The organism is Haloplanus natans DSM 17983 (assembly GCF_000427685.1).
Taxonomy (GTDB): domain Archaea; phylum Halobacteriota; class Halobacteria; order Halobacteriales; family Haloferacaceae; genus Haloplanus; species Haloplanus natans.
On record NZ_KE386573.1, the window covers coordinates 1,895,061 to 1,915,618 of the forward strand.

Genomic DNA, 20,558 nt, shown 5'->3' on the forward strand with positions numbered 1-20,558 from the left:
ATGGCGACGAGCGACCGGGTGATCGAGGACTTCGGCAACGTCAGCCGGACCGTCGGCACCGTCTTCCGCTATCTCCTCCTCGCGGCGACGCTCTTTGGCATCGTCGCGCTGGTGATCCTCCTCGTCTACGTCGCCAACGACGCGATCCAGCCGCTGACGGCCGATCCGCGCTGGCATCTCACCTTCTTTCTGACGCTCGTTCTCCCGACGCTCGCCGTCGGGGGCTACCTCTTCCGGACCGACCCCGACTCGTTCAAGTTCGGCGCGAGCGTCGTCGGCCTCCTGGCCGTCAGCACCATGTTCGGCGGCGGCGCCGCGATGATCTTCGTCGACATCGTGCCGCCGGTCGTCTGGTTCAGCTACGTCCTCGCGCTCGGCCTCGCTCTCGCCGGCGTCGTCGGGATCGAACGCTTCGACCGACAACTCCCCTTCCTCGCACGCTTCGCGGGGGCGGCCGCAGCCATCGTCGGATCATTCCTGCTCATCCCCGGTCTCGTGCAGGGGCTGCCGGTCTACCCGGCCGACGGGATCATGCTCACCGCCTCGCTCGGCGCACCGGTCGCGCTCGTCGTCGGCCGGTACGCCGCCGCCGAGGCAGGACGGCGAGGAACGATTCTCGCGGTCCTCGCAGGTGTCGCCGCCGTCGGCGCCGGCGAGGTGCTTGGCCCAGCCCTCGCCCTCGGGGCGGTGCCCGCGACGGTGTTGCTCTCCGTCGCCGTGGTGCCCACCGCGGGATACGCCGTCGGAGCAACCCGCCGGAATCCGGCCGTCCGGTCCGGGCTGCTTTTTACTGCCGTGATCCTCGGTGGCGCCGTCGTCGGTGCCGCCGCGGTGGAGGCCCTCGGCTTCGCCGGGCCGCAGTCGTGGGTCGACTGGCAGTTCCTCACCAGCGCCCACAGCGGGACGGCGGCCGACGCCGGCCTCTACCCCGCCATCGGCGGTTCGATCCTCCTGATGGTCACCGTCGCCGCCCTCTCGTTCCCGCTCGGCGTCGGCGCCGCGGTGTATCTGGAGGAGTACGCCCCGAACAACCGCTTCACCCGCTTCATCGACGTGAACATCTCCAACCTCGCGGGCGTCCCCTCCGTCGTCTACGGGTTACTCGGTCTCGGCGTGTTCGTCACGTATCTCGGCCAGCCGACCGGGACCGTCCTCATCGGCGGCGGGACCCTCGCCTTGCTCATCCTGCCCATCGTCATCATCTCCGCCCGCGAGGCGCTCCGGAGCGTCCCGAACGAGATGCGCCAGGCCTCCTACGGCATGGGCGCGACGCGGTGGCAGACGATCAGAAACGTCGTCCTCCCGCGGGCGTTCCCCGGGATTCTGACGGGGACGATCCTGGCGCTCGGTCGCGCCATCGGCGAGACGGCACCGCTCATCATGATCGGCGCGCCGAACGTCCTCTTCTCCCTGCCGACGGCCCTCTCCTCGAAAGTGAGCGCGATGCCTCTGCAGGTGTACGCCTGGGCGAGCCTCTTCGCCAGCGATCCCTTCTATCAGGCGGCCGTCCCCGCGGGCGTCGTCGTCTTGCTCATCGTCCTGCTCAGCATGAACTCCGTCGCCATCGTGTTGCGCAACAAATACCAGAACCAGCAGTGATTCCCCATGTCAGATAACCCAGATCAAGAGTACGCGACCGACGAATCGACCGACGACCCGACCATCAACGACATGGCAATCGAGACCGACGTGAGCGCGAGCGTGGACTCGTCGGGGCCGACGATGGCCGCAAACACCGTCGTCCGCGCCGAACACGTCGACGTCTGGTACAACGACGAGCAGGCCCTCCAAGACATCTCGCTGGAGATCCCCGAGAACCAGGTGACCGCCATGATCGGGCCGTCGGGCTGTGGGAAATCCACGTTCCTCCGGTGTATCAACCGAATGAACGACCTGATCGACGCCGCACGTGTCGAGGGCGACCTCTATCTCCGTGGGAAGAACGTCTACGACGACGACGTAGACCCCGTGGCGCTCCGTCGGCGGGTCGGCATGGTGTTCCAGTCGCCGAACCCCTTCCCCAAGAGCATCTACGACAACGTCGCGTACGGGCTGAAGATCCAGAACAAGGAGGGCGACTACGACGAAATCGTCGAGGAGTCGCTGAAGCGGGCGGCGCTGTGGGACGAGGTGAAAGATCAACTCGACCAGTCCGGCCTCGAACTCTCCGGCGGACAACAACAGCGCCTCTGTATCGCCCGGGCCATCGCTCCCGACCCCGAAGTCATCCTGATGGACGAACCCGCATCCGCGCTCGACCCCGTCGCCACCTCCCAGATCGAGGACCTCATCTCCGAACTCGCCGAGGAGTACACCGTCGTCATCGTCACCCACAACATGCAGCAGGCGGCGCGCATCTCCAATAAGACGGCCGTGTTTCTCACCGGCGGCGAGCTCGTCGAGTTCGACGACACCGAGAAAATCTTCGAGAATCCCGAGAGCCAGCGCGTCGAGGACTACATCACCGGCAAGTTCGGATAGCAGCTACGGACTTCGCGCCGGTGAACTATAGAATTCTATATAGGCAACAGTAGACATGGGAAAACGTTTTAGGCCGACCGCGTCGAGGCGTAGGTATGGCGCGAACGGATTATCAGTCGTCGCTGGAGGAGCTTCGCGACGACGTTCTCTACATGAGCGAACTGGTTGCGGAGCGGCTCCGGACGGGGCTCGACGCCCTCGAACGGAAGGACGAACGACTCGCACGGGAGGTTATCGAGGGCGACGACGAAATCAACGAGATGTATCTCGAACTCGAAGGCGAGTGCGTCGACCTGATCGCCCTGCAGCAACCCGTCGCCAGCGACCTGCGCTTCATCGCGGCGTCGTTCAAGATCATCACCGACCTCGAACGCATCGGTGACCTGGCGGTCAATCTCGGTGGCTACACCCTCGACGCCGAGCGCGACCTCTTTCCCGACGTCGACATGCAACGTATCGGAATGACGACGCTCGATATGCTGGAGGACGCGATGGACGCCTACGCCAACGAGGACGTAGAGCGGTGTTACGCGGTCGCCGACCGTGACGACGAGGTGGACGCGATGTGCGAGGCCGCAAGCGAAGTCGTGGTCCGCGACCTCATCGAGGGCGACTACCTCGCCGACGAGGGGGGCGACGCCGAGACGAAGTCGTTGATGCAGGACGTGTCCCGTCTCCTGCTCACCATCCGCGACCTGGAGCGGGTTGGCGACCACGCCGTCAATATCGCCGCCCGGACGCTCTACATGGTCGAGAACGACGACGAACTACTCTACTAATCGGGCCATCACCCTCGCCTCCGCCTTCCGGAGGTGTTCGGCCGCCGTCCCCGGCGCGACACCCAACGCGTCGGCCACATCCTCGACCGTCCCCGCCCGCGGCGAGTCGTAGTACCCGCAGTCGACGGCGGCGGCGACGGCCGCTCGTTGTCGGTCGGTGAGCCGAACCGCGTCCGCCCCCGCCCGCCGACGGTACGGGCCGACCGACCGAACGGTCGCCCGCAAGCCGTCGGGCAGCCCCGAGACGGCCGCGTCGACGTCCGCCGGCGTTCCGACCAGCGTCAGATCGGTCGTCCCGTCGGGGTTGAACGCGACGGGCGGCACCACGACGAGCGTACCACGAGCGACGGCTTCGATGTAGTTCCGGTCGGCGTCGATCGCGCGGTCACGGACACAGCAGTAGAAGGTGCCCTCGACCGCCTCCGTGAGGCTGTACTCCACCGTCGCCGTCCGAGCGTCGAGTTTCGCCCGGAACGGCTCGGGGTCGCCCCGAACCCGGAACACCATCGTGTTCGTCCCGTCGAGCACCGTGTTCCAGTGCAACAGCGCCGCGCGCTCGATGGCCTCGTGGCGCATCTCGAACGCGTGCATAGGGTGGAGACTCCCCGACTCGTGGTAGATGCGCAGTTCGACGTATTTCATCGAGTCGACGGTTTCGGCGCTTAAATAAAAGCCTCGGGGGTGAGGCAGTTCGGACTCGGGCGCTCGCCGACAAGGCCACGCCGTATGACACCGACACGACTCGCGTTCGGGGGCGGCCTCCTCGCCGCCGCGGGCGTCTACGGTATCGTCCTCGGAACGCTCCTGACCGACCACGAGTGGTGGCCGCCCGGCGACCGGACGCCCGCGTACTACGTCCACTGGACGCTCGTGGGCGTCTTCGACCTCTCGCTGATCGCCACCGCAGTGCTGGACTTCGGCGGGTGGGGCCTCCCACTTCCGGCCGCCGTCGTCGGCGTCGTCCTCGCCTCTCTCGGAACCGCCCTGTTCGTCCGGGGCGCGCGGACGATGCAGTCCGCGGAGACGATGGGCGTGACCGGCCACCTCCACACTGACGGCCCGTACGCCTACACGCGCAATCCGCAGTACGTCGGCATGATCGTCGGCGTGATGGGGTTCGCGCTCGCCGTCGATTCGGCGTTCGTGGCCGGCCTCGCCGCCGCCCACGTCGGTTGGGTGTGGCTCCTCCCCCGTGCCGAGGAGCCACACCTTCGCGCCGAGTTCGGCGACGCCTACGACCGCTACGCCGCCCGCGTCCCACGGTTCGTCGGCATCGCGACGCTCCGCCGCGCCGTCGCCCCTGAAAACAGTTAACCGCCGTCGGGGAGACGATGGCGTATGAACGCGGCGGCGACCATCCGCGAGTACTACGAGGCGCTCCGGCGGGGCGAACCGCTCTATCCCTACTTCGCGGAGCGCCCGGACGTGGTGAAGTTCGGCGTCGGCGAGCGACTCGTCGGCTACGACGCCGTCGCCGAGGGGCTGCGCGAACAGAGCCGAACGACGGAAGACTGGACCGTAGAGAGTCAGGACCTCCGGGTCTCCGAACGCGACGGCTACGCCTACTTTTCCGACTCGGTGTTCCTGTCGTGGACCGACCGCGAGGCCGACCACGAGTACGCCGTCCCGACGCGGTGGAGCGGGACGATGGAACGCCGTGGGGTGGAGGACGACGAGGTCGAGTGGCTCTTCGTCGGGATGCACGTCAGTACGCCACACGTCGAGTGATGGTGGGGCCGAGCCTCAGTGAGGCGGACCGAGCCGTCGCCTCCCGCCGGCTCAAATACGGCTTCGTCGTCCTCATCGGCTGTTCGGGAGGGCTCGTCGCCCTCGCCGCCGACGCCACGGCCGTGCAGGCACTCGGCGCCGTCGTCGCCGGCCTCCTCGTCGGCGGGGCGCTGCTTTCCTATCTCGGGTACGTCGGCCGGCAGTGGCGCGAGAAACGCCGGCGCTAGATCCGCGCCAACCACCGCTCGGGGTGGTCGAGTTCCGCGTCCGTCGGGAGGTTCTCCGGCCGCTCCCACACCGCGCTCGCGCCCTCTAGCCCCCGCGCGTCGGCGACGGCCCGGAAGAAGGCCGCCCCGCGTTCGTACTGTCGGCGTTTCAACCCCAGTCCGAGGAGCCGGCGGGCCAGCCGAGCGACCGGGCCGCCGCCCTGTCGCCGTGCGTCGAGTTTCGCCCGCAAGTCGGCGTAGTCGTCGTCGAACGCCCGGTCCATCAGGAGTTCGGCGTACCCCTCGACGGCCGTCATCGCGGTGTCGAGTTCGGCGAAGGCCTCCCGATCCAACTCGCCCGTCGCGAGCGCGTCGACACCGCGTTCGAGGCGGGTTTCGAGGTGGTCCGAGAGCCACGGGGCGGCGCCGAACTCCGCGGCGTGGGACACCTCGTGGAACGCGATCCATCGCCGGAATCGAGCGGTGTCCACGGACAGCGTCTCGGCCACGTCGACGATGTTCGGGTGGACGAAATAGAGGGCGTGATCCCGGTCCGCGGGCGCCGCCTCGGCGAGGAGCAGCGGGTCGTACTGCCCGAGGACGTTCCGGCCGAGGAAGGCGAGCATGAAAGAGAGCGAGCCGGTGTTGACGACGCGGGTGAGGTCGGGAAAGAGCGCGCGCGGCGCTTCGCGTTCGACGGGCGCCATCACCCGTCGGAAGGTGTCGACGTTGGCGTCGATCCAGTGGTGCCGGTTCTGGATTTCGACCGTCTCCGGCAGGTCGAACGTGACACCGCCGAGGGCGTGGAGGCGGTCGCGCGCGTCGCGCACGTCGGTCGCGTACCCCTCGCGTTCCGTGTCGCTCAGGTCGAGCGCGCCGGCGTCCGTGCTGGCTTTGGCCGCCTCTCCGACGGCTGGCCAGTCCACGTAGCCGTCGCCGGAGGCCGTGGTGACGGTCCGGACGCTCCGAAACAGATCCATACCAAACCGTGTCGGTACCGACTAAAAACGCTTCCGTGCGCCGCAGTCGTGAAACGGGTCCGTTGCTCTAGATGCCCGCCTCGAAGTCGTCGAGTGCGTAGGCGGGTTCGGCGCCGCGGCGGTCGAGCGTCTCGTTGGCGAGCAGCCAGTAGACGACCGACAGGGCGCGTCGACCCTTGTTGTTCGTCGGGATGACCAGGTCGACGTTGCTGAGTTGGTTGTTCGAGTCGCACATGGCGATGACGGGGATGCCGACAGTGATGGCCTCCTTGACCGCCTGCGAGTCGCCGATGGGGTCGGTGACGACCACCACGTCCGGCTCGATGTAGCCGTCGTAGTCCGGGTTGGTGAGGGTCCCGGGGATGAACCGTCCCGTCCGGGCGCGGGCGCCGATGGCCTCCGCGAACTTCTCGGCCGGGAACCGGCCGTACTGGCGCGAGGAGGTCACGAGGATCTGCTCGGGCGCGTAGTTCGCGAGGAAGTCCGCGGCCGTGCGGATGCGCTTGTCCGTCTGGCTCACGTCCAGTACGTACAGGCCGTCGTCACGGACGCGGTGGATGAACCGCTCCATGTCCTCGGTCTTTTGCTGGGTCCCGATGTGGACGCCGGCGCCGAGATAGTCCTCGACCGGGATGAGGAGGTCCGCCTCGTCGTCGGGCATCACGTCGTCGTCGAACGGGGTGGCCTCCTCCTCGGCCTCCACGTCTTCGGCTTCTTCTGCCTCTGCCTCGGCCGCCTCCGTGGCCGCCTCGGCGGTCGGTTCCTCAGTGTCCGCGGGCTCGGCGTCTTCGGGAGCGTCGGCCTCGTCGGCCGCCGCCTCGTCGCCGTCCGGGGTTTCGAGTTCGTTGTCGTTGTCTGTCATACTGCGTCCTCCGCGATGCGGATGAGTTCGTTGAGTTTGGCGGTTCGCTCGCCCCCGACCGTCCCCGTCTTGATGAACGGGGCGTCGGCCGCCACGGCGAGGTGTGCGATGGTCGTGTCTTCTGTCTCGCCCGATCGGTGCGAGACGACGGCCTGTAGGCCGTTCCGGGTCGCGAGCTCTACCGCGTCCACGGCGTCGGAGAGCGTCCCGATCTGGTTAGGCTTGACCAGGATGGCGTTGCCCGCTCCCTCGTCGATGCCACGTCGCAGGCGCTCGACGTTCGTGACGAACAGGTCGTCGCCACAGAGTATCGTCCGGTCGCCGACCCGGTCGGTCAGATCGGCGAAGCCGGCGAAGTCGTCCTCGTCGACGGGGTCCTCGACGTACGCGAGGTCGTACTCGGAGACGAGGCCGGCGATGTAGTCGACCTGCTCGTCCGGCGTCCGCTCGACATCGCCGTAGCGGTACACCCCGTCGTCGGGGTCGTAGAGCTCCGACGCCGCCACGTCGAGGCCGATTCCGACCTCGAAGCCGACGTCGGCGGCCACGTCGTCGGTCGCCTCCGCGACGAGTTCGAACGCCACTGCGTCCTCGACCGGGGGCGCCCACGCGCCCTCGTCGCCCTTGCCGGCGGCGATGCCACGCTCGTCCAACAGGTCGCCGATTCGGTCGTGGACGGCGGCGTTGGCGAAGACGGCTTCGACGACGCTCGGCGCGCCCACGGGCGCGGCCAGGAACTCCTGGATGTGGGTGGCGTCCGTGGCGTGTTCGCCGCCGCCGACGACGTTCCCGAGCGGAACCGGGAAGTTGTCGCCGCGGAAGGCGCCGCCCAGGTGTTGATACAGCGGCGCACCGAGCACGTCGGCACCGGCCTTCGCGGCCGCCATCGAGATGGCGACGGCGCTGTTGGCGCCGATGGCCGAGAAGTCGTCGGTGCCGTCCGCGGCGTGCAAGGCGGCGTCGACTTCCCGCTGGTTGCCCGCGTGCACCTCGTCGACCAGTCGCGGGACGGCGTGCTGTCGGGCGGCGGCGATGGCCTCGCCCGTCGGCAGTTCGATCGCCTCGTACTCGCCGGTCGACGCACCGCTCGGTGCGGCCGCGCGGCCGAAGCCGCCCGACTCGGTCAACACGTCCGCCTCGACGGTCGCCGACCCACGCGAGTCGAGGACCCGACGCAGGCTCACCGAGCGAATCAGCGTCATTTGCCCTCCCGCCTCACCGTGAAGGGGAGTACACCGGCGTCGTACTCCTCGGCCGCGACCAGGATCGGTTCGCTCTGCTCCGTCTCGACGAGCACCGGCGCCCCGTAGGACACCTGCAGGGCTCGCGCCCCGAGGATGCGCGCCTTCTCGTAGCGGTTGTAGCGACCCTGACTCATTGGTAGGGTGAGACGACGTCCACGAGGTCCTTATGCGAGACGAACATCCGTCGACAGCAGTGCCGGGTCACGCCCAGGTCGTCGAGCACCTCCGCGGGGTCCTCGCCGTCGTCGAGGCGAGCCTGGTACTCCTCCCAGTGCTCGCCGATGACTTTCCCGCACGTGAAACACCGGACTGGGATCATCATGGGTGGATCACCTCAGCGGTAGGACTTCTGGTAGCGGGCCCGAGCGCCGGGACCGCCCCACTTCTTGGGTTCGGACTGCCGGACGTCGTTGACCAGCAGCGACCGATCGAACTCCATGAACGCGTCGCGGAGTTCGGCATCGTTGTGATGCTGTACCAGCCCGCGAGCGATGGCGGTCCGGACGGCGTCGGCCTGTCCGGCGAAGCCGCCACCCGAGACGCTCACGTCGATGTCGACGGTGTCCCGAAGCTCCTCGTCGGCGATGCGGAACGGCTCCAGCATCTTCAGCTTCGCGAGCTCCGGTTCGACCAGTTCGACGGGCTGGGAGTTGATACGCACGCGTCCCTCGCCCTCGCGCACCGTGGCGCGGGCGACGGCCGTCTTCTTCTTGCCGCTCGTGTTGGTTACCATGTGACGTTCGCACCCAGTTGTTCGGAGACGTCTCCGAGGGAGACGAATTTGATATTCGAGAGGCGATCCAGCGACGTGCCTTCGAGCACGTCGCCGTCCTCGTCGAAGGGGTTGCCGACGTAGATACGGACGTTCTCGAAGGCCTCGCGGCCCCGCGGCTTCTTGTAAGGGACCATCCCGCGGACGGCCCGCTTGAAGATGCGGTCCGGACGCTTGGGGTAGTACGGCCCGCTGTCGGAGCCGAGTTCCGCACGCTTGCGGTAGGTCTCCATCGTCGATTCCTCGTTGCCAGTGATGACCGCGTCCTCGGCGTTGATGACGGCGACCGTCTCGCCACCGAGGGCGCGCTGGGCCACCTCGCTGGCGACCCGGCCCATGATACAATCACGGGCGTCGACAACCACGTCGGCATCGAACTCTGCGAGACTCATCGAATCACCCGGACGTTGGATCCTTCGGGGTTCTCCTCGGCGACCCGTGCTAGCTGCTCGGCGTCGCCGACCTGTTCGATCTTCGTGCGCGCCGTCGACGAGAAGTCGACCGCGGCGACCGTTACCTCTTTTTCGAGCACACCGCTTCCCAGCACCTTGCCGGGTACGACGACGGTCTCGTCCTCGCGGGCATACCGTTCGATCTGCCCGAGGTTGACCTCCGCGTGGGTGCGCCGTGGCTTCTCCAGGCGGTCCGCGACGTCCTGCCAGACACCGGCACCGGACTCGCGAGACACCGCCTTCAACTCGGCGATGAGACTATTCAGTCTCGGATTCGTCTTACTCATTGTCTTCCTCCAAAAGGGAGTGCAGGGAGCAGGATTTGAACCTGCGGACCCCTATGGGACAGCGCCCTGAACGCTGCGCCGTTGGCCTGACTTGGCTATCCCTGCACGCATAGCGCAGTATCCGTCGCCCCTTCAAACCACTTTCGGTCCCCATCCCGTGTCGGATCGAGCCGGGGGCGTCGCTCGCGGCCGCGGCGAGCGTCGGCGTGGGTGGGGTTCGGGGCATCGTGGGGTCTAAACGGCGACTTTCGATTCCAGTTCCGCCGCGCGGTCGCCGATGGACTCGACGGCGCGCGTGACCAGTTCCTCGACGCTGAACGACCCGTCCGTCTCCACGTGGAAGACGAACGCGCCGGGCACGTCCGTTACCTCGAGTTCCTTGCCGGGGTATCGCTCGGTGAGGTCGTGGTCGAACTCGCCCGTCGCCACGAGTTCGCCGTCGGCCGTCTCGATGACCCCGCGAAGGATGTTCGGCTCCTGTTCGTCGAACTCGCCGGCGTCGTCGACGACCTCGACACGCTGGAGGTGACGGTAGCCGACGGCCACGCCGCCCTGATGTTTGGCGTGGTCGCGGCCACGGTCCAGCACGGCGTCGGCCTCGAGTTCGATCCGCTGTTGCTCTTTGAGTTCGATGATCGGGATGTTGTCGTCGGCCGGCTGAACCAGCGCGTCGGACGACTCGATGTCGCCCGAGTAGGCCGTCGCCGGCCCCTCCACGTCCAGCGCCAGCGTCACTTCGTCGCCCACCTCGAAGTCGTCGAGAGGGGTCGAAAGCGGCACCAGTCCCAGACGGAGGCCGATCATCTCGTCGAACATGACCGACGAGTTCTCGACGAACCGGACGGTGTCGATGGAGAACGTCGGCACGTCGGCGATCATCGCCCGGCGGATGCCGTTGGCGAAGGCCGGCGTCGCTCCACGGACCAGAAATCGTGCGTTCCGGTCGTCGCGTTCGATGAACTCGATGTCGAAGTCGGCTACCATGATGTTAGAGGCGGCTGTTCTTCGGCGCGCGCGTCCCGTCGTGCGGGATCGGGGTCACGTCCTCGATACGACCGATCTCGAGACCGGCACGGGCCAGCGCCCGGATCGTCGCCTGGGCACCGGGGCCGGGCGACTTGTTGCCGTTGCCACCGGGGCCACGCACGCGAACGTGCACGCCCTCGACGCCGGCCGCGAGGACTTCCTCGGCGACCACTTCGGCCATCTGCATCGCCGCGTACGGCGACGCCTCGTCGCGGTTCTGTTTCACGACCGTCCCGCCGCTCGACTTCGCGATCGTCTCCGCCCCCGTCTGATCCGTGATCGTGATGAGGGTGTTGTTGAACGACGCGTGGACGTGGGCGATACCCCATTTCTCCTCTTCTTCGGCGCTCATTCCTGGGCCTCCGCGCGTTCGGGATGGAGGTCATCGGCGAGCGGACTCGTCTCGTCGAAGGCGACGGACGCCTGCTCGTCGGCCTCCACTTTTTTCGACGGCGTCTGCACGCGCGCGCCGTCGACCGTGACGTGTCCGTGCGAGACGAACTGGCGGGCCTGCTGGGGCGTGTGTGCCAGCCCCTTCCGGTAGACGACCGTCTGCAGTCGCCGTTCGAGCAGGTCCGTCACTTCCAGCGACAGCACGTCGCTGATGTCGTCCTCGCCCCCGAGGATGCCGAGTCGCTGGAGCCGAGCGACGAACTCGCCGCCCGCGTCCGCGGCAACCTCGACGTCACCCTGTGCGTCGCCGAGCAGTCGCCGCGCCTCGCGGCGCATCTCGCGTAGTTCGGACTGGGCGCGCCAGAGCTCTTCTTTGTTTTTCAGACCGTAACGCCCGAGGAGATCGGCCTCTTCGGCGATGCGCTCGCCCTGGTACGGGTGGTTCGGGGTCTCGTAGAACTTGGTGTTCTTGCCGGTGGTCATCTATCCGTCCTCCTCCTCTTCGGCGGCTTCCTCGGCCATGTCTTCCTTGATCGCCTCGACGTTGACGCCGATGGTGCCTTCGGTGCGGCCCGTGGACTTCGTCCGCTGGCCGCGCACCTTCTGTCCACGCTTGTGTCGGACGCCACGGTAGGAGTCGATCATCTTCATCCGGTTGATGTCCTGCGTGCGCGTCTGTCCGAGGTTGGAGCCGACGATGTGGTCGTTCTCGCCGGTGTAGAAGTCGTTTCGCCGGTTGACCATCCACTCGGGGACTTCGTCGGCGAAGTTCTCCACCGCCTCGATCACGCGGTCGATTTCGTCGTCGCTGAGGCGTCCGAACGTGGCCGTTCGGTCCACGTCGGCCGCGTCGGCGACGATGCGCGCCGTGCGCTTGCCGATGCCGTTCATGTCGGTGAGGCTCCGCTCGACGGCTTTCGTCCCGTCGAGGTCGGTCTGGCCGATTCGGACGAAGTACCGAAGGTCTTCGTCGTCATCGGGGGAGCCGTCCTGTGGTTCTTCTGCACTCATTGGTATGGGTGTGAGCGTTGCGGCGGGGATTCGAACCCCGGAGGCTTGACGCCACAGAGTTAGCAACCCTGCGCCTTGGGCCAGGCTTGGCTACCGCAACACTCGCGTTCTGTATCGTCGCCCTCACAAATCCACGCGGATTTGTTGGCAGATGATTCGCCGTCCGAATCATCGCGCTTGCGGACTCGGGGCCGAGCGCCCCTGCAGCATGCATCCGAAGGAACCCGGGGCCGATACTTAAACATCACGAAAGGCCGGGGGCGTGCGACCTGCTCCCATACGGACCGTTCGAGTTCGAAGCCGGCACTGGTCGTCAACGGTGGACGGAAGATGCGGTTCGCGTGAAAAACGCCCGCCTACGCCGTCGGCGCGCCGATGTACTCCTCGTTGATCTCCCACTCGTCGTCGTCGTTTTTGATCATGTACTCGCCGTAGTAGGGCACGCGGTTGGCGACGGTCTCGCGAAAGGTCTCGCGGATCTCCGGCTTGGTCATCTCGCCCATCGATCGGAGGTCGTCGTTACGGTTGAGACAGCCTTTCAGGTAACCCTCGTGAGTGACCCGAACCCGGTGGCAGTTGGCACAGAAGGTGGCGTTCTCGACGGGGTCGACGATTTCGACCATGCCGCCGTCGACCCAGTAGCGCTTGCGGTCGTGCATCTCTCGGTGCTCCACCTCGTCGGCGATGTCGGCCAGCCAGTCGTGGACACGCCCGATGTCGATGTTCCACTCGGGCTTGCCCGTCAGTTCGGGCATATATTCGATCAACTGGAGCTGGAGCCCGTCGTTCTCGGCGACGTGGTTCACCATCCCCTCGACGTAGCCCGCGGTGTGCTCGAAGACGACCATGTTCAGCTTGACGGGATCGAGCCCCGCGTCGAGCGCCGCCTCGACGCCCTCCATCACCTTCTCGTAGGCGCCGGATTTCGTGATCTCCGCGAACGCCTCGGGGTCGAGCGCGTCCTGCGAGACGTTGACGCGTTCGAGGCCGGCGTCGACGAGATCGCCCGCCCGCCCCGGCAGATAGGTGCCGTTGGTCGTCATGGACACTTCCATCGAGTCCGGCGTCCGGCGGATGATCTCCTCCAAGTCGCCGCGGAGCATCGGCTCGCCGCCGGTGAACTTCACGCTGTCGACGCCGAACTCCGCGGCCACCTCCAGAAACCGAACCACGTCGTCCGCCGACATCTCGTCGTCTTGGGCCTCCATCGGGCCGCGTGTATCACCGAGCCCCTCGTTGTGACAGTAAACACAGTCGAAGTTACACCGGTCGGTGAGGGACACGCGAACCCCCGTCACCTCTCGACCGAAATCGTCCTCCAGCATACTATCGGATCGTTCGTCCCGAGACGCTTAAATTGGGGCCATCGGAACCGGGCGAAGTAACTGAAATTGATTACGCAACGCCCCTCGAAGTGTGTCACTGTGGTTGCATTCGGTGTGGGTGCGACAAAACCCTTATGCGGCCCTCACACCCACGCTACGCCATGGACGAAGCCGACGTACGGGAGTTGCTCGGCCGGGTCGAGGATTCGGACCTCGGCGACGACATCGTGTCGCTCGGACTGGTCAACGGCGTCGATGTCGCCGACGGCGTGGCGAAGGTGTCGCTCGCGCTCGGCGCGCCGTACGCGCCAACCGAAAGCGCCATCGCCGCGGACGTTCGGGAGGTGCTCACCGAGGCCGGACTGGAGGTCGAACTCACGGCCAAACGGCCGGCGTCGATCCGTGACGACGAGGTGCTGCCCGGAGTGAAAAACGTCGTCGCCGTCGCCTCCGGGAAAGGTGGCGTTGGCAAGTCGACCGTCGCGGTCAACCTCGCCGCTGGCCTGTCGAAACTCGGCGCGAAGGTTGGGCTGTTCGACACCGACGTCTACGGGCCGAACGTCCCCCGGATGCTCGACTCCGAGGACCCACCCACGGCGACGGACGACGACACCATCATCCCCCCCGAGCGCTACGGCGTGAAACTCATCAGCATGGCGTTCATGGTCGGCGAGGACGACCCCGTCATCTGGCGGGGGCCGATGGTCCACCAGGTGCTCACCCAACTCGTCGAGGACGTGGAGTGGGGCGAACTCGACTACCTGATCCTCGATATGCCGCCGGGAACGGGCGATACGCAGTTGACCATCCTCCAGACGCTCCCGCTCGCCGGCGCCGTCATCGTCACGACGCCCGAAGAAGTGGCCGTCGACGACGCCCGGAAGGGCATCCGGATGTTCGGCCGCCACGACACGAACGTCCTCGGCCTCGTCGAGAACATGAGTTCCTTCGTCTGCCCGGACTGTGGCGGCCAACACGACATCTTCGGCTCCGGTGGCGGGCGCGAACTCGCCGAGGCGAACAACCTCCCCTACCTCGGGGGCGTCCCCCTCGACCCGTCGATCAGAACCGGCGAGGAGCCGATGGTGCTGAAAGAGGACAACCCGACCGCCGACGCCTTCCGCGTCATCACCGAAGACGTCGCAAACAACGTCGGCGTCGTCAACCGGCGCCGCGTCTCGAACGACTGATAGTGTTTGTCGACCGGCGGGTCGCCGATCCGTTCTGGCGACCCACCGGTGAAGACTCACAATAATCAGTATGACACCGTCGGCTGTCCCCCGTTTCGGGAGTGTCTCCAGTTCGGGTAACGACGCTCTCGAGGGCCCTACAGCCGCCAGTACGACCGACCGCTTTTGTGGACGGGGCGCCTCGGTGGCGTGTGGACCCAGCACAGGATCACCCCGACAACCCGTTCGGTATGGACGAGGACTGCCGGAACTGTCCGAACCTCTGTGACGCCCGGACGAGCGTCGTCCACGGGTACGGCGACGTGGGCGCGGACTTCCTGTTCGTGGGCGGCCGCCCGGGATCCGGTGCGGACCGCACCGGCATCCCCTTCACCGGCGACGACGCCGGCTGTCGTCTCCAGCGTATCCTCGGCGACCTCGAGCTCTCGAACTCGCCGCCCGACGCCGACCGGCCCGAACTCGACGGCGCGTACTGCACCTACCTCACCCGGTGTCGCCACCCGGACCGCGACCCGACCGACGAGGAGATAACGACCTGTGACCCCTACCTGACCGCCGACTTGCGGATGATCAACCCGGAGATCATCGTCCCCGTGGGGACGCTGGCGCTCCGGGGCGTCGCCGTCGAGCATACGACCCGTAACCCCGAGGAACTCGACGCCGACGACCTGCACGCGACGACGATCCGCGGCCGCGGCTTCGAACTCGTCCCCATGCGCGCCCTCGAGGACCAGACCGACGAGGAGACCGAGGCGTTCGTCGAGTATTTCGCGGAGTCGGTACTCGGCCGGGACTACCGCCAGACGAAAGGACGGAGCGGCGCCCACGATTAGGGACGGACCGGCGCGTTCAAGGGCGCGCCGCCACGAACCGGAGATATGACCACCATCGCCGTACTGGCGGACCCCCCGCGGGAGGGCCTCGTAGCGACCGACCTCGCGGCGACGAGTCCGCTGACCGAAGCCGAGGCCGCGGAGTGGTACGCCGCGGTCCTCAAGGACGTCCTCGTCGCCATCGACCGCTCCGGCGGTGACCTGCTCGTCAACTACCGCCCCGACGACCTCCTGCCCAACGAGGGCGTCACCGAGACGGCGTCGGAGGCGGCGGTCCGGGCGGTGGCCGCGTCGGCGCTCGAGGACCCGAGCGACGTACGCTTCGAACCACAGGTCGGCTCGTCGCTCGCCGCCCGCGCCGGCAACACCGTCACCCACCTCCTCCGCGAGGAGGGGGTCGTCTCCGCGGCCGTCGTCGAACCGACGATTCCCTTCCTCACCCGGCCGCTCGTCGACAACGCGGCGATGAAACTCCGCCGATCGGAGGTGGTACTCGGCGCCTCGACCCGCGGCCGCGTCTACTACGCCGGCTTCACCGAACCGATCGACTTCACCGACGCCTTCGCCGAACCGGCGCTGGAGACGCTGACGACGCGGGGTCGTGACGACGGACACGAGGTCGATTTCCTGCCGCTCCAGCCGGTCATCGAGACGGGCGACGACCTGCTCGATGCCCTTCCCCTCCTGAACGCACGGGTTGACGCCGAACGGATCGTCCCCGTCCACACCGCCACCGTCGCAGACGAACTCGGTTTGCGGGTGGACTACGACGGGGCGGAACCGCACGTGGTGCGGGACTGACGGGACTCGTCGCACTCGACACGTCCGTCGTCAGGGCGGTGTGGTGGCCGGAATCGGTCCTTCGGAGCCACCTACAGCACCGATCCGCTCTTTTTTGGCGTTTCTCGGCGGCACCTCCCTGTTGGACTGGTGTCTCCCGGCGGCGCCCGGAGGTGACTCCGACCGGACCAGCATATCAAACACTCGATTATTTCTTCTCGTCATTCGGATCGGTAGTCGGTGACCGCTATGAGCGGCATTCAGAATTGGGTGGCGATCGTAACGGGGGCGAGCAGCGGCATCGGTCGGGCGGACGCACGACGATTCGCCGAGGAGGGCGCACGCGTGGTCGCCGCGGACGTGGACGCGGACGGCGGATCGGGGACCGTCGAGGCCATCCGCGACGCCGGCGGCGAGGCGACGTTCGTCGAGACGGCCGTCGACCGCTACGGCGGCCTCGATTTCGCATTCAACAACGCCGGTATCGAGGGGCACAACGACTCGCTGGCCGATCAGGCAGACGACAACTGGGAGCGTGTCATCGACATCAACCTCAAGGGCGTCTTCCTGGGGCTCCGGGCCGAGATTCCCGCGATGCTCGACGACGGCGGCGGGGTGATCGTTAACACCTCCTCTATCGCCGGCGTCGTCGGCTTCCAAGGCGTGAGTCCGTACGTCGCGAGCAAACACGGCGTGATCGGATTGACCAAGGCCGCCGCCTTGGAGTACGGCCGCGAGGGAGTGCGGGTGAACGCCATCTGGCCGGGCGTGATCGAGACGCCGATGGTCGATCGGGCGGCAGCGGCCAATCCGGAGATGATCGAAGCGGTCAGCGAAGCGACGCCGATGGGTCGGGTCGGCGACCCCGAGGAAATCGGCGACGCCGCGCTGTGGCTCTGTTCCGACGACGCGTCGTTCGTGACCGGCGAGACGTTGGTGATCGATGGGGGGTACGTGAGCCAGTGACGCGACCCCCCAGAACCGACAGGCCTTAGCCCGACGCGACTGAACGTGCGGACGCGGTGGGATGGCAGAGCGGCCTATTGCGCCTGCCTCCCGATACAGGAACCCTGAGAGCGGCTAACCCCCGGCGAACCCATCCATCGACAGCATCTAACTTGAGCTGAGGTAATAAAATACGTGGCTCGATAAGACAATCTAAAGTCCGCCTCGGTTTAATTAAGAGGAGGTAAAGCCGGTTTTGAGTTGGGTTAACTCTACAACTGGAATTTTTATTGTCAGACTCTCTATTGAATCCATCTCGTATCCACTCATTACGAAGATAGTTGAATCAGAGTAGGTTATTTTAGCAAATGTGTATATATTGACTCCATGCCCCAGATACCTGAGGAATACTTAAGGATATTTGATGAATTCGATATTGACGAAAAATACCAGCGGAGAATCGCAGCACGCTCTTTATTTGACTTCTACGGAGATCTTTTGACCCAAGCTGGTCAGGAATACTTGGAATTTCAATCTCATCAAATACATGATGCATCACTTGGAAGGAAGTGGAATATTGCTAAATCGAGGCTCCAATCCGTTGGCGGGGTTGAAATCGATGAAAATTACAGTCGTGTGTTAAATCGCCTTGGAGACGTACGTAATGACGTTTCGCATAATCCACATTTAAATCCAGAACGTGAGATATTGGTTGAATCCCGGGAGATGGCTTTAGAATGGGCTACATGGTTTTCTCAAGCGACACAAGAGTACGACAGACGGATCGGTGAGCTGAGTGCGAAAGAAACGCTGATTAGAATTGTTCGGGATACGGTGAACAGAGTAAGCGAAGACCTATCAGATGTAGAATATGACGAATTTGTTGGGGAACAGGAAAGCCTTAATCAAGAAGCCGAAGCCATAATAGAGCGGCTTGAAGACGCAGTTGATAGTGATGAAGGGATAACAAATGAGCTTATTTTTATTCTATCTGATTCGAAATCGTTAGAGCAAAAAAATGGAACTTAGATAGTCGCATACACGACCGTTTTGTAACTGAGCGAGAAGCAAGGAGGGCAGAAGAATGGAGACGGTATCGAAACACTTACCATTGTGTTGTGACTGAGCCGTATGATCCCGACTGGCCTGGAATGATAACGGTGGTTACTGTTAGCGCATGGCGAGAAGATGAAACAATTTCATTTGATCCCCACCATCCACAGACGCCAGACGACGTGAGAGAGAAGCTAATTGAAATGGACGGTAATGACGAGGTGACTCTAACATTCGCCTACGACGAGGATCACGACATATTCGTTGAAGATTTTGAGTTAGGTGCATCCGCATACTGACTTCCTAAGTGAATTACCGCTCTAACCTATTGGAAGTTTATTTGTTGTGTCCTCAGAAACCACGTGGAGTTGCCTGCATAGTAGACTGATATTCTCGCTTCTGCTACATACCGGGAACAGACGGGTTTCTCTGGATTACTCCTTGACTGGACAAAATTTTTAATCACTTGTCCACAAAAATGCTCATGCACGCTTTAGAAGAGGTGAAGCGGTGGTTACAGACCGCCCTTACATGGCTATTCGTCCGTCTCCTAAAGCGTTCAAGATTAGAGGGGACTGAGGAACTTACGTTGCTTGATGATCCCGTTACAGTCTATACATTCCGTAAGGACAGCGACATCTACGCACAGGCGACACCCTTCGGAACAATAATTTGGAACAAGACCAGAACGGAAGAGCTATCGACAGATGGGAAGCGGTTTGTCCTCCATCACGAATTGAGTCATAAGAACCGTAACAGCATCTACAAAGGACTTCTGTACGGCATGGCAGTTTCGGGTGCTAGCGGGATCGTGATCCTGTTCTACTCTGGAATTTTCTTCTTCCTTGGATCTTCTCTCGCTGAACTGGCTGAACCAGCTACAACGGGACTTGTTATGACCGTAGCATTTGCGGCGCTATTCCGAATTGAAGAGACGTGGGCAGACTACGATGCGATTTGTGAATTGGGCGAAGAAAAATTCAGAAGCGCCTACGACGAGATTGGAGGCGATCACGAACCAGCAATCCGTTCTCGAATTTTCCGGAGGCTGTTTTATACACATCCTGACCAGACTGTTCAGCTCTATCAACACCTACATCAGAGGTAGAGATAGCAGAGAACTAACTTATTCGCTCATAAGTTGTTCTGATTATGGAAGAAATTCAAGTGGAATCAATATTTGGGACCAGTTCAGACACCGCTGTTGATTTTGAAATCACAATTGCCGCGTTTCTCAGCACAATGATTTTGGCTTATCCAGACGCATATTGGCTATTTGTTCCCGTGAATTATTTTGTACCATTCTTGTTACTGTTTTTAACTCTCGTTCGTAGGATCGCAATAATCAACTCGTTCTACGATAGTAAAGGCGTATTCACAGCCACGAAACCTTTTCTTGTCCTCTCAACCATTTATTCGCTATTCTATTTTAGCGTTCAACTTTCGGAGATTGTTGTAGGGTTGATTAGCGTACCCAACGGAGTACTATCATTAGTGTTTCTGTGCATCTTGAGTTTCGTTCCAATACTGCTATACGAGTTAGTTTTCGAGGATCTATTCTATTTTATTGCGGCTGTCTCGCATAATATGATACTTAGCGGCATTCAGAACACAAGATTCAGAAAAGAATTTGGACGTATTGTCAACCAATGCCTTCAGTCTACAACTGTACCGCGTAGTGACTGGCCGGATCAACTCGTTGAGGCATATCAAGGAGAATATACTCGTGATGACGATGCAAGTCTGGGAGAACGGATTGGCGGAACCTTGGGCGTGATAGCCGCATTTGCTTTCTTTCTCTTAATTGCAGTACTGCTCTTCTTCACCGGTTATTCTTTGGACCCCTCGAATTCAGTTCTATCAATCCTATCAGCTATACTACTATTCATCTCTGTCTTCTTTACTGATGGCTTTACCCGCATCTTATATGCCAGATATGGCTATCATCATCCAGAGCAAAGTTATTTTTCTGCCAAACAGACTGTAATAGCAATATGTGTTATCTATTTTTCTTGGGTTTCCTATGCAGGACTCCTTGGTTTAGAGACAATTCTATAAACAAACACGCCATAGGACTATATAAACAAGAAATCTTTCTCGTAATCAGGCTGTGGCACCGGGAAGGCGAGGAGGGCATACCCCGCCGTTCGGAGGAATCCCTCAAAAGAATCGCGGCCAGTTCGACGAACCCACCGCCAGCACCACAGCACA

General features: G+C 63.5%; 28 protein-coding genes and 2 tRNA genes. 14 read left to right on the plus strand and 16 right to left on the minus strand.

All coding sequences use genetic code 11. The annotated features are described in order from the left end of the window. From pstA to phoU, 3 genes are all read left to right on the plus strand, one after another. Complete coding sequence (pstA, locus tag HALNA_RS11845) at window positions 1–1,599, plus strand: phosphate ABC transporter permease PstA (protein ID WP_049936576.1); 1,599 nt, start codon at window positions 1–3, stop codon at window positions 1,597–1,599. A 6-nt stretch (window positions 1,600–1,605) separates the two neighbouring features. Further along, window positions 1,606–2,481, plus strand: coding sequence for a phosphate ABC transporter ATP-binding protein PstB (gene pstB / locus HALNA_RS11850; protein WP_049936577.1), 876 nt, complete (start codon window positions 1,606–1,608; stop codon window positions 2,479–2,481). A gap of 95 nt (window positions 2,482–2,576) precedes the next feature. Continuing rightward, complete coding sequence (gene phoU, locus HALNA_RS11855) at window positions 2,577–3,260, plus strand: phosphate signaling complex protein PhoU (protein WP_049936578.1); 684 nt, start codon at window positions 2,577–2,579, stop codon at window positions 3,258–3,260. Here the strand turns inward: phoU and HALNA_RS11860 are convergent. After that, window positions 3,249–3,902: a helix-turn-helix domain-containing protein gene (locus HALNA_RS11860; protein ID WP_049936579.1), complete on the minus strand. Its 654-nt coding sequence runs from the start codon at window positions 3,900–3,902 to the stop codon at window positions 3,249–3,251. The two genes, phoU and HALNA_RS11860, sit on opposite strands and share 12 nt — an antisense overlap. Window positions 3,903–3,986: 84 nt before the next feature. Between HALNA_RS11860 and HALNA_RS11865 the strand changes: the two genes are divergently transcribed. The 3 genes from HALNA_RS11865 to HALNA_RS11875 are packed head-to-tail and all read left to right on the plus strand — an operon-like array spanning window position 3,987 to window position 5,215. Further along, complete coding sequence (locus tag HALNA_RS11865; RefSeq protein ID WP_049936580.1) at window positions 3,987–4,574, plus strand: methyltransferase family protein; 588 nt, start codon at window positions 3,987–3,989, stop codon at window positions 4,572–4,574. Between the two features lie 24 nt (window positions 4,575–4,598). Continuing rightward, window positions 4,599–4,988, plus strand: a complete 390-nt coding sequence (locus HALNA_RS11870; protein WP_049936581.1) for a nuclear transport factor 2 family protein — start codon at window positions 4,599–4,601, stop codon at window positions 4,986–4,988. Then, on the plus strand, window positions 4,988–5,215 hold the full coding sequence (locus HALNA_RS11875; protein WP_049936582.1) for a hypothetical protein: 228 nt from the start codon (window positions 4,988–4,990) through the stop codon (window positions 5,213–5,215). The genes HALNA_RS11870 and HALNA_RS11875 overlap by 1 nt, the downstream gene beginning before the upstream one ends. Here the strand turns inward: HALNA_RS11875 and HALNA_RS11880 are convergent. The 15 genes from HALNA_RS11880 to moaA all read right to left on the minus strand — a co-directional run bounded on the left by HALNA_RS11880 (window position 5,212) and on the right by moaA (window position 13,546). After that, a complete protein-coding gene (locus tag HALNA_RS11880) occupies window positions 5,212–6,174 on the minus strand; it encodes a zinc-dependent metalloprotease (RefSeq protein ID WP_049936583.1) in 963 nt (320 codons plus the stop codon). The two genes, HALNA_RS11875 and HALNA_RS11880, sit on opposite strands and share 4 nt — an antisense overlap. 67 nt (window positions 6,175–6,241) lie before the next feature. Then, entirely contained in the window at window positions 6,242–7,036 is a 795-nt protein-coding gene (gene rpsB, locus HALNA_RS11885; RefSeq protein WP_049936584.1) for a 30S ribosomal protein S2, read from the minus strand. After that, window positions 7,033–8,238 (minus strand): phosphopyruvate hydratase, encoded by a 1,206-nt coding sequence (gene eno / locus HALNA_RS11890; protein WP_049936585.1) that lies wholly within the window; start codon window positions 8,236–8,238, stop codon window positions 7,033–7,035. The genes rpsB and eno overlap by 4 nt, the downstream gene beginning before the upstream one ends. Beyond that, on the minus strand, window positions 8,235–8,414 hold the full coding sequence (locus HALNA_RS11895; RefSeq protein ID WP_049936586.1) for a DNA-directed RNA polymerase subunit K: 180 nt from the start codon (window positions 8,412–8,414) through the stop codon (window positions 8,235–8,237). Before HALNA_RS11895 ends, eno begins: the two co-directional genes overlap by 4 nt. After that, window positions 8,411–8,602 (minus strand): DNA-directed RNA polymerase subunit N, encoded by a 192-nt coding sequence (locus HALNA_RS11900; RefSeq protein WP_049936587.1) that lies wholly within the window; start codon window positions 8,600–8,602, stop codon window positions 8,411–8,413. The genes HALNA_RS11895 and HALNA_RS11900 overlap by 4 nt, the downstream gene beginning before the upstream one ends. A 12-nt stretch (window positions 8,603–8,614) precedes the next feature. Then, on the minus strand, window positions 8,615–9,013 hold the full coding sequence (locus tag HALNA_RS11905) for a 30S ribosomal protein S9 (RefSeq protein ID WP_049936588.1): 399 nt from the start codon (window positions 9,011–9,013) through the stop codon (window positions 8,615–8,617). Continuing rightward, window positions 9,007–9,444, minus strand: a complete 438-nt coding sequence (locus HALNA_RS11910) for a 50S ribosomal protein L13 (RefSeq protein WP_049936589.1) — start codon at window positions 9,442–9,444, stop codon at window positions 9,007–9,009. The genes HALNA_RS11905 and HALNA_RS11910 overlap by 7 nt, the downstream gene beginning before the upstream one ends. After that, the gene (locus tag HALNA_RS11915; RefSeq protein ID WP_049936590.1) at window positions 9,441–9,791 is read right to left on the minus strand and encodes a 50S ribosomal protein L18e; all 351 of its coding nucleotides are present in this window, start codon (window positions 9,789–9,791) and stop codon (window positions 9,441–9,443) included. Before HALNA_RS11915 ends, HALNA_RS11910 begins: the two co-directional genes overlap by 4 nt. A gap of 20 nt (window positions 9,792–9,811) precedes the next feature. Next, window positions 9,812–9,896: transfer RNA gene (locus tag HALNA_RS11920), tRNA-Leu, on the minus strand. 129 nt (window positions 9,897–10,025) lie between these two features. After that, window positions 10,026–10,775, minus strand: a complete 750-nt coding sequence (locus tag HALNA_RS11925; RefSeq protein ID WP_049936591.1) for a DNA-directed RNA polymerase subunit D — start codon at window positions 10,773–10,775, stop codon at window positions 10,026–10,028. A 4-nt stretch (window positions 10,776–10,779) separates the two neighbouring features. Next, window positions 10,780–11,169 carry a 30S ribosomal protein S11 gene (locus tag HALNA_RS11930; RefSeq protein ID WP_049936592.1) on the minus strand — a complete coding sequence of 130 codons (390 nt, stop codon included), beginning with the start codon at window positions 11,167–11,169 and terminating at the stop codon, window positions 10,780–10,782. Next, window positions 11,166–11,693 carry a 30S ribosomal protein S4 gene (locus tag HALNA_RS11935; protein ID WP_049936593.1) on the minus strand — a complete coding sequence of 176 codons (528 nt, stop codon included), beginning with the start codon at window positions 11,691–11,693 and terminating at the stop codon, window positions 11,166–11,168. The genes HALNA_RS11930 and HALNA_RS11935 overlap by 4 nt, the downstream gene beginning before the upstream one ends. Further along, complete coding sequence (locus HALNA_RS11940; RefSeq protein WP_049936594.1) at window positions 11,694–12,221, minus strand: 30S ribosomal protein S13; 528 nt, start codon at window positions 12,219–12,221, stop codon at window positions 11,694–11,696. It lies immediately after the preceding gene. 15 nt (window positions 12,222–12,236) lie between these two features. Next, window positions 12,237–12,321: transfer RNA gene (locus HALNA_RS11945), tRNA-Ser, on the minus strand. Window positions 12,322–12,577: 256 nt separating this feature from the next. Continuing rightward, a complete protein-coding gene (gene moaA / locus HALNA_RS11950; RefSeq protein WP_049936595.1) occupies window positions 12,578–13,546 on the minus strand; it encodes a GTP 3',8-cyclase MoaA in 969 nt (322 codons plus the stop codon). A 161-nt stretch (window positions 13,547–13,707) separates the two neighbouring features. On the opposite strand from moaA, the gene HALNA_RS11955 reads away from it, so the two are divergent. From HALNA_RS11955 to HALNA_RS20045, 8 genes are all read left to right on the plus strand, one after another. Then, complete coding sequence (locus HALNA_RS11955) at window positions 13,708–14,736, plus strand: Mrp/NBP35 family ATP-binding protein (protein ID WP_049936596.1); 1,029 nt, start codon at window positions 13,708–13,710, stop codon at window positions 14,734–14,736. 191 nt (window positions 14,737–14,927) lie between these two features. Continuing rightward, the gene (locus tag HALNA_RS11960; protein WP_394324590.1) at window positions 14,928–15,569 is read left to right on the plus strand and encodes a uracil-DNA glycosylase; all 642 of its coding nucleotides are present in this window, start codon (window positions 14,928–14,930) and stop codon (window positions 15,567–15,569) included. Between the two features lie 45 nt (window positions 15,570–15,614). Then, a complete protein-coding gene (locus HALNA_RS11965) occupies window positions 15,615–16,370 on the plus strand; it encodes a DUF2064 domain-containing protein (protein ID WP_049936597.1) in 756 nt (251 codons plus the stop codon). 228 nt (window positions 16,371–16,598) lie between these two features. Next, window positions 16,599–17,315: a glucose 1-dehydrogenase gene (locus HALNA_RS11970; RefSeq protein ID WP_049936598.1), complete on the plus strand. Its 717-nt coding sequence runs from the start codon at window positions 16,599–16,601 to the stop codon at window positions 17,313–17,315. Between the two features lie 366 nt (window positions 17,316–17,681). Next, a complete protein-coding gene (locus HALNA_RS20035) occupies window positions 17,682–18,323 on the plus strand; it encodes a hypothetical protein (protein ID WP_157573523.1) in 642 nt (213 codons plus the stop codon). A gap of 89 nt (window positions 18,324–18,412) precedes the next feature. Then, window positions 18,413–18,646: a hypothetical protein gene (locus HALNA_RS20040; protein WP_157573524.1), complete on the plus strand. Its 234-nt coding sequence runs from the start codon at window positions 18,413–18,415 to the stop codon at window positions 18,644–18,646. A gap of 185 nt (window positions 18,647–18,831) precedes the next feature. Continuing rightward, window positions 18,832–19,455 carry a M48 family metalloprotease gene (locus tag HALNA_RS11975; RefSeq protein ID WP_049936599.1) on the plus strand — a complete coding sequence of 208 codons (624 nt, stop codon included), beginning with the start codon at window positions 18,832–18,834 and terminating at the stop codon, window positions 19,453–19,455. A gap of 44 nt (window positions 19,456–19,499) precedes the next feature. Then, window positions 19,500–20,405, plus strand: a complete 906-nt coding sequence (locus HALNA_RS20045) for a hypothetical protein (RefSeq protein WP_157573525.1) — start codon at window positions 19,500–19,502, stop codon at window positions 20,403–20,405. The last annotated feature ends 153 nt before the right edge of the window (window positions 20,406–20,558 follow it).